The organism is Pseudomonas sp. Wu6 (assembly GCF_019891515.1).
In the GTDB taxonomy this organism is placed as follows: Bacteria; Pseudomonadota; Gammaproteobacteria; order Pseudomonadales; family Pseudomonadaceae; genus Aquipseudomonas; species Aquipseudomonas orientalis_A.
In genome coordinates this window covers 1-7,156 of record NZ_JAFLXH010000075.1, presented here as the reverse complement: position 1 = coordinate 7,156, position 7,156 = coordinate 1, and the positions used below count along the sequence as shown (strand labels likewise).

6 protein-coding genes are annotated in these 7,156 nt (G+C 61.5%); 1 reads left to right on the top strand and 5 read right to left on the bottom strand.

From position 1 onward, the window contains the following. The first annotated feature begins 354 nt into the window (after window positions 1–354). Window positions 355–543 carry a hypothetical protein gene (locus J1G34_RS26760; protein ID WP_065893744.1) on the top strand — a complete coding sequence of 63 codons (189 nt, stop codon included), beginning with the start codon at window positions 355–357 and terminating at the stop codon, window positions 541–543. Between the two features lie 93 nt (window positions 544–636). Here J1G34_RS26760 and J1G34_RS26755 read toward each other — a convergent pair whose 3' ends face one another. From J1G34_RS26755 to cysM, 5 genes are all read right to left on the bottom strand, one after another. Then, a complete protein-coding gene (locus tag J1G34_RS26755) occupies window positions 637–1,182 on the bottom strand; it encodes a DUF2058 domain-containing protein (protein WP_057011833.1) in 546 nt (181 codons plus the stop codon). A 25-nt stretch (window positions 1,183–1,207) separates the two neighbouring features. Next, on the bottom strand, window positions 1,208–2,041 hold the full coding sequence (mazG, locus tag J1G34_RS26750; RefSeq protein ID WP_222994856.1) for a nucleoside triphosphate pyrophosphohydrolase: 834 nt from the start codon (window positions 2,039–2,041) through the stop codon (window positions 1,208–1,210). 67 nt (window positions 2,042–2,108) lie between these two features. Next, on the bottom strand, window positions 2,109–4,355 hold the full coding sequence (relA, locus tag J1G34_RS26745; protein WP_065893746.1) for a GTP diphosphokinase: 2,247 nt from the start codon (window positions 4,353–4,355) through the stop codon (window positions 2,109–2,111). A 120-nt stretch (window positions 4,356–4,475) separates the two neighbouring features. Further along, on the bottom strand, window positions 4,476–5,828 hold the full coding sequence (gene rlmD / locus J1G34_RS26740) for a 23S rRNA (uracil(1939)-C(5))-methyltransferase RlmD (RefSeq protein ID WP_122561467.1): 1,353 nt from the start codon (window positions 5,826–5,828) through the stop codon (window positions 4,476–4,478). Further along, a complete protein-coding gene (gene cysM, locus J1G34_RS26735) occupies window positions 5,828–6,730 on the bottom strand; it encodes a cysteine synthase CysM (RefSeq protein WP_065893748.1) in 903 nt (300 codons plus the stop codon). Before cysM ends, rlmD begins: the two co-directional genes overlap by 1 nt. Between the last annotated feature and the right edge of the window lie 426 nt (window positions 6,731–7,156).

Here is a 7,156-nt window from a genome sequence, read left to right as displayed (position 1 = left end):
CCACGGATTCAAGCCTGCGTTCGGCCAGCGTGGTTTAACGGGGCGCCTAGGATCAAAAGCAGATCAAGATCAAGAGCGACTCGCTTCGCATCGTGGTTACGGTTGGGCGCTGCTGAGTTGTGTGGGTACCTATGCCCCCCGATGGCGTCAGTAGCCTGCCCCCAAACATGAAACTTTTGTCATCTAACCCAACCCCCTGCGACCAAATGCCACGGTTTACATGGCCTGCAGCACTGTTGCGTTTCCTGCAATGAATTGTTGCACGCAAAACCGGTTTACTTAGCAAGCTAACAAATCATATAACAAAGGCCTGCGACGACTTGCCGCAGATCAACCAGAGATTGGAGCAAGCAGATGACTGTAAAAGTAACTGAACGCGACGATGAACATATGTCCCACGAAGCACTAGGCCACGGGATTCACATCTGGGATGTACATCAACAAGATTTGCTGGTCGGCATGTTTCACAACGAGAGCGATGCTCATAATTATAAAAACGAACTTGAATCGCTTGAGATGAAACGCCAGGCACAAGGCTCCTGAAATTCCGAAATCGCGTAGACGTCCGGCCCACGCAGCCGGGCCGCCTGCAAACGAAAACCCCGCCTGTTGGCGGGGTTTGTCGTTTCTACAGCCTTACCACATCAGATCATCCGGGATCTGGTAGGCGGCGTACGGATCGTCCTCATCCGGCACCTGGCTTTCGGTCAGGAGGTTGAGCTGAACGATACGCTCCGGCGCGCGCTCCTGGATCTTCAGCGCGGCTTCGCGCGGGATCACTTCGTAGCCGCCGCCGTGGTGCACGATGGCCAGGGAGCCATTGCTCAGTTTATTGCGCATCAGCGTGTTGACCGACAGGCGCTTGACCTTCTTGTCATCCACGAAGTTGTAGTAGTCCTCGGTGGTCAACTTTGGCAGCCGCGAGGTTTCGATCAATTGCTTGACCTGGGCCGTACGGGCCTTGGCCTCGGCTTTTTCCTGCTGCTGGCGGTTCAGCTCCTGGTCGCGCTTGACCTTCTCGGCGTGCGCCTCGGCGGCCAGGCGCGCCTGAGTGTCATCGACCTCAGCCTGGCCCTTGTGGACCAGGCGCTGCTGTTTCTGCTTCTCTTTGCCGACCTGCTTGGCCTGCTTTTGATTGACCAGACCTGCTTTGAGCAACTGGTCGCGAAGGGAAAGGCTCATGGTGCTTACTCACTTGGGCAACTGCTCAACCGCAGCTGGATATAGTCTTTTCCTGGCGTTTGGCTTCGCCCCACAGGGCGTCCAACGTTTCGAGGGTGCAATCTTCTATGGGTTGGTGCGTGTCGCGCAATGCCTGTTCGATAAATCGGAAACGTCGCTCGAACTTGGCATTGGCACCGCGCAGCGCGGTTTCAGGGTCCACCTTGAGGTGACGGGCGAGGTTGACCGCTGCGAACAACAGGTCACCCACCTCATCGGCAATCGCCGCCGAGTCGTTATCGGCCATGGCTTCGAGCACTTCATCCAGCTCTTCGCGGACGTTATCCACCACCGGCAACGCCGACGGCCAGTCGAAACCTACTTGGCTCGCGCGCTTTTGCAATTTGGCGGCACGGGACAGCGATGGCAAGGCGGCGGGCACATCATCAAGCAAGGAAAGTTGCTCGGGCGCGTCGGATTTTTCCGCGCGCTCCTCGGCCTTGATCTGCTCCCAGCGCTGCTTGACCTGCTCTTCGCTCAACTGCGGGATATCCAGCGGTGCGTAAAGATCGCCGGTAGGGAACACATGGGGATGACGCCGGATCAGCTTGCGGGTGATGCTGTCGATCACCCCGGCAAATTCGAAGCGCCCTTCTTCACGCGCCAGCTGGCTGTAATACACCACCTGGAACAGCAGGTCGCCCAGCTCGCCTTGCAGATGATCGAAGTCGCCGCGCTCAATGGCATCGGCCACCTCGTAGGCTTCTTCAAGGGTATGCGGCACGATACTGGCATAGGTTTGCTTGATGTCCCACGGGCACCCGTATTGCGGGTCGCGCAGGCGGTTCATCAGGTGTAGCAGGTCGTCTAGTGAATACATCGATCTCTTTCCACTGAAGATCCAGTGTGGGAGGGGGCTTGCCCCCTCCCACATTATTTAACTGCGTTCACCCAGGGGTGCGATTGCGCCGCGTCTCAATGATGTTCGGCAGCTGGGAAATCCGCCCCAGCAACCGCCCCAGCGCGTCGAGCCCCGGGATCTCGATGGTCAGGGACATCAGGGCAGTGTTGTCCTCTTTGTTCGAGCGGGTGTTGACCGCGAGTACGTTGATCCGCTCATTGAGCAGCACTTGCGAGACGTCACGCAGCAACCCGGAACGGTCGTAGGCGCGGATGATGATGTCCACCGGATAGGTGAGCACCGGCACCGGGCCCCAGCTGACCTGGATGATCCGCTCCGGCTCGCGCCCGCCCAGTTGCAGCACCGAGGCGCAGTCCTGGCGGTGAATGCTCACGCCGCGGCCCTGGGTGATGTAGCCGACGATGGCGTCGCCCGGCAACGGCTGGCAGCAACCGGCCATTTGCGTCATCAGGTTGCCCACGCCCTGGATCTGGATATCGCCACGCTTGCCAGGCTTGTAGCCGGTGGCCTTGCGCGGGATCAGTTCCAGCTGTTCGTTGCCACGCTCCGGCTCCACCAGTTGCTGGGCCAGGTTGACCAACTGGGCCAGGCGCAGGTCGCCGGCACCGAGGGCGGCGAACATGTCTTCGGCGATCTTCATGTTGGCCTTTTCGGCCAGCTTGTCGAAGTCCACCTGGGGCAGGCCCAGGCGCGCCAGTTCGCGTTCGAGCAGGGTCTTGCCGGCGGCGACGTTCTGATCGCGGGCCTGCAGCTTGAACCAGTGGACGATCTTCGCCCGTGCCCGTGAGGTGGTGATATACCCCAGGTTCGGGTTCAGCCAGTCGCGGCTCGGCGTGCCGTGCTTGCTGGTGATGATCTCGACCTGCTCACCGGTTTGCAGGCTGTAGTTGAGCGGCACGATGCGGCCGTTGATCTTGGCGCCACGGCAGTTGTGGCCGATTTCGGTGTGCACGCGGTAAGCGAAGTCCAGCGGCGTGGCGCCCTTGGGCAGGTCGATAGCGTGACCGTCGGGGGTGAAGATGTAGACCCGGTCCGGTTCGATATCCACGCGCAGCTGTTCGGCCAGGCCGCCGATGTCGCCGAGTTCTTCGTGCCACTCCAGTACCTGACGCAGCCAGGAGATCTTCTCTTCGTACTGGTTCGACCCGGCCTTGACGTCGGTGCCCTTGTAGCGCCAATGGGCGCAGACGCCCAACTCGGCCTCTTCGTGCATGGCGTGGGTGCGGATCTGCACTTCGAGCACCTTGCCCTCAGGACCGATCACCGCCGTGTGCAGCGAGCGATAGCCGTTTTCCTTGGGGTTGGCGATGTAGTCGTCGAACTCTTTGGGAATGTGGCGCCACAGCGTGTGGACGATCCCCAGCGCGGTGTAGCAATCGCGCATTTCCGGCACCAGCACACGCACGGCCCGTACGTCGTAGATCTGGCTGAACGCCAGGCCCTTGCGCTGCATTTTGCGCCAGATCGAATAGATGTGCTTGGCGCGCCCGCTGATGTCGGCATCGACGCCGGTGGCCTGCAACTCGGCACGCAACTGGCCCATCACGTCGCTGATAAAGCGCTCGCGGTCGAGCCGCCGCTCATGCAGCAGCGTGGCGATCTGTTTGTATTGATCGGGTTCGAGGTAGCGGAAGGACAGGTCCTCCAGCTCCCATTTGATATGACCGATGCCCAGGCGGTGCGCCAGCGGCGCGTAGATGTCGAAGACTTCGCGGGCAACGCGGTTGCGTTTTTCGTCGTCGGCGGTTTTCACCGCACGGATCGCGCAGGTACGTTCAGCCAATTTGATCAGCGCGACGCGGACGTCGTCGACCATCGCCACCAGCATCTTGCGCAGGTTTTCCACCTGGCCCTGGGTCCCCAGCACCATGGACTGGCGCGGGCTGAGGCTGGCACTGATGGCCGCCATGCGCAGCACGCCGTCGATCAGCTTGGCCACCACTGCGCCGAAACGCTGGCTGACGGTCGGCAACGGAATATGCCCTTCGCGCACGCCGCGATAGAGCACGGCGGCAATCAGCGAATCCTGGTCCAGCTTGAGATCGGCAAGGATCTCGGCGATTTCCAACCCGGTACGAAAGCTTGAAGTGCCCTCCGCCCACAGGTTCTTGGCCGCATTGTCCTGCTGTTCAGACTCACGAGCGAACTCGCAGGCTGCTTTCAAGGCTTCACGGTCCAGTGCCGGGTCGACACTGACGGCATGATCCAGCCATGCCTCGAGATTGATACTGCCGTCGGTGTTGATCGGCTGGTGTGCTCTCACCTGTACCATCTTGCTTACCTTCCCTACGACGCACCTTGGATGCGCCAAAAATCATCGCCGACCTTGCTGCAGATTCCCTGGCAGTTCACGGCCCTGGAGACTGCAGGCCAGTCGGATTAAACGGGCATCCTAGCCCGCTTCAAATAACGCCATGGCCTCGACATGCGCTGTCTGCGGAAACATGTCGAGGATCCCGGCACGCTTTAGCCGGTAGCCTTGCTTGACCAACTCAACCGTGTCCCGCGCCAGCGTCGCCGGATTGCAGGACACATACACCAGGCGCCTGGCCCCCAGGGTGGCAAGTCTGCGCACAACTTCCTGGGCACCGTCGCGCGGTGGGTCCAAGAGTACCGCAGAAAAGCCCTGTTTGGCCCATTCCGCGTCAGTCAGGGGCTGGGACAAATCGGCCTGAAAAAACCGTGCATTATGCAAATTGTTGCTTAGGGCATTCTGTGCCGCACGCTCCACCATGGTCTGCACGCCTTCCACGGCAACGACTTCACGTACCTGCCTGGCCAGTGGCAGGGCAAAATTGCCCAGCCCGCAAAACAGGTCCAGCACCCGTTCATCGGGTTGCGGCGCCAGCCATTCCAGAGCCTGGGCGACCATCGCCTCGTTGACCCCGGCATTGACCTGCACAAAATCACCCGGCCGGTACGCCAGCTCCAGGTCCCACGCCTCCAGGCGGAAACCGAGCGCGTTACCCGGCTCGACCGGCTCCGGCTGGCCCTCGCCCTGCAGCCACAACTGGGCATCATGGAAGGTGCAAAATTCTTTCAACACCTGCATGTCCGCCTCGGACAGCGGTGCCATATGCCGCAGCAACACGGCGATGGCCGTACCACTGAACAACTCCACGTGCCCCAACGCCTGAGGCTTGCTCAAACGGCGCAGCATGTTCGGCAGACGCTGCATGATCGGTTGCAAGGCCTGTACCAGTACCGGGCAATCATCGATGGCGATGATGTCCTGGCTGGCCACGGCGCGGAAGCCTACTTCAAGCTGCTTCGCCTTGGCATCCCAGCGCACGGCCACACGGGCGCGGCGTCGGTAGCCGAACTCCGGCCCGCTCAAAGGCGCAGCCCACGCTTGCGGTTCGACACCGGCCACACGGGACAATTGCTCGGCGAGCATGCGCTGTTTCAGCGCAAGTTGTTCGCCATGGGGCAGGTGTTGCACGCTGCAGCCGCCACAGCGGCCAAAATGTGGGCACGGCGCCGGACGGCGCAGTTCGCTGGCCGTGAACACACGTTCGGTGCGCGCCTCGACCACCTTGCCGTGGGCGCCCAGCACCCGCGCTTCGACTTCTTCGCCGGCGAGCGCACCGTTTACGAACCAGGTGCGCCCTTCGAAAAACACAATGCCGCGCCCGTCGTTGGCCAGGCGTTCGATGGTCAGGCGTTGTTTCTTGCCCACGGGAATCTGAGGGGCCCGGCTGCCGCCCGTCGGTTGAAAGCGCAGGCCTCTCTCGTGCTTGGCCATCAGTTGGGTTCGTCGAAGATGCCGGTCGACAGGTAGCGGTCGCCTCGGTCACAGATGATCGCGACGATCACCGCGTTTTCCACTTCTTTGGACAGGCGCAACATACCGGCCACCGCACCACCGGACGACACACCGCAGAAGATGCCCTCTTCACGGGCCAGGCGGCGGGTGGTGTCTTCGGCTTCACGCTGGGCCATGTCGATGATGCGGTCCACGCGCGTGGCGTTGTAGATCCTGGGCAAATACTCTTCGGGCCAGCGGCGGATACCGGGGATGGCCGCGCCTTCCATCGGTTGCAGGCCGACAATCTGAATCGCCGGGTTCTGTTCCTTGAGGTAGCGCGAATTGCCCATGATGGTGCCGGTGGTGCCCATGGAACTGACGAAATGGGTGATGGTGCCCTGGGTCTGGCGCCAGATTTCCGGGCCGGTGCTGGTGTAGTGCGCTTCGGGGTTATCCCCATTGGCAAACTGGTCCAGCACCAGGCCACGGCCTTCGGCCGCCAGGCGTTCGGCGAGGTCGCGCGCGCCTTCCATGCCTTCTTCCTGGGTAACCAGGATCAACTGGGCGCCATACGCGGTCATCGCCGCCTTGCGTTCGGCGCTGCCGTTGTCGGGCATGATCAGCACCATCTTGTAACCCTTGATCGCGGCGGCCATGGCCAGGGCGATCCCGGTATTACCCGAGGTGGCTTCGATCAGCGTGTCCCCCGGCTTGATCTGCCCGCGCAGTTCGGCGCGGGTGATCATCGACAGCGCCGGACGATCCTTGACGGAACCGGCCGGGTTGTTGCCTTCAAGCTTGAGCAACAGGGTATTGCTGGTGTCACCCGCCATGCGTTGCAAGCGGACCAGGGGTGTGTTGCCGACGCAATCGGCGATTGTTGGGTACTGCAAGGTCATGGCGTATTCGCAATCCAGACTGCGGGGGCGGACATCATACCGGGAAAGGTCGGCGGGCCATATCACGCAAAGTGCGGTGCTTATGGCTTATAGGAATAAGGAAGAAGTGGGGTGCCTGTGAGGGCGCTATCGGGGGCAAGCCCCCTCCCACATTCGACCGCACTCTCATGTTGGAACGCTATCCACTGTGGGAGGGGGCTTGCCCCCGATGGCGGCCTCTGGGCCGACCAGGATGTTGGATCAGATCGCGTACATATCCGTTTCTGCGGTCACGACTGCTATGGGTTCCGCCCTGACGGCGGCTCACTTTTGAAGAGCGCAAAAGTAAGCAAAACGCTCTTGCCCCACCACTCGGCACCTCGCTTAGGCTCGGTGTGCCCGAACGCAGGCTTGAATCCGTGGGCCGCCGCAATGGGCCATCCCTGG

Bases quoted from the DNA above. Each gene is read 5' to 3' on its own strand.
- J1G34_RS26755 (WP_057011833.1), bottom strand. From the start codon at position 1,182: ATGAGCCTTTCCCTTCGCGACCAGTTGCTCAAAGCAGGTCTGGTCAAT.
- J1G34_RS26760 (WP_065893744.1), top strand. From the start codon at position 355: ATGACTGTAAAAGTAACTGAACGCGACGATGAACATATGTCCCACGAA.
- cysM (WP_065893748.1), bottom strand. From the start codon at position 6,730: ATGACCTTGCAGTACCCAACAATCGCCGATTGCGTCGGCAACACACCC.
- mazG (WP_222994856.1), bottom strand. From the start codon at position 2,041: ATGTATTCACTAGACGACCTGCTACACCTGATGAACCGCCTGCGCGAC.
- relA (WP_065893746.1), bottom strand. From the start codon at position 4,355: ATGGTACAGGTGAGAGCACACCAGCCGATCAACACCGACGGCAGTATC.
- rlmD (WP_122561467.1), bottom strand. From the start codon at position 5,828: ATGGCCAAGCACGAGAGAGGCCTGCGCTTTCAACCGACGGGCGGCAGC.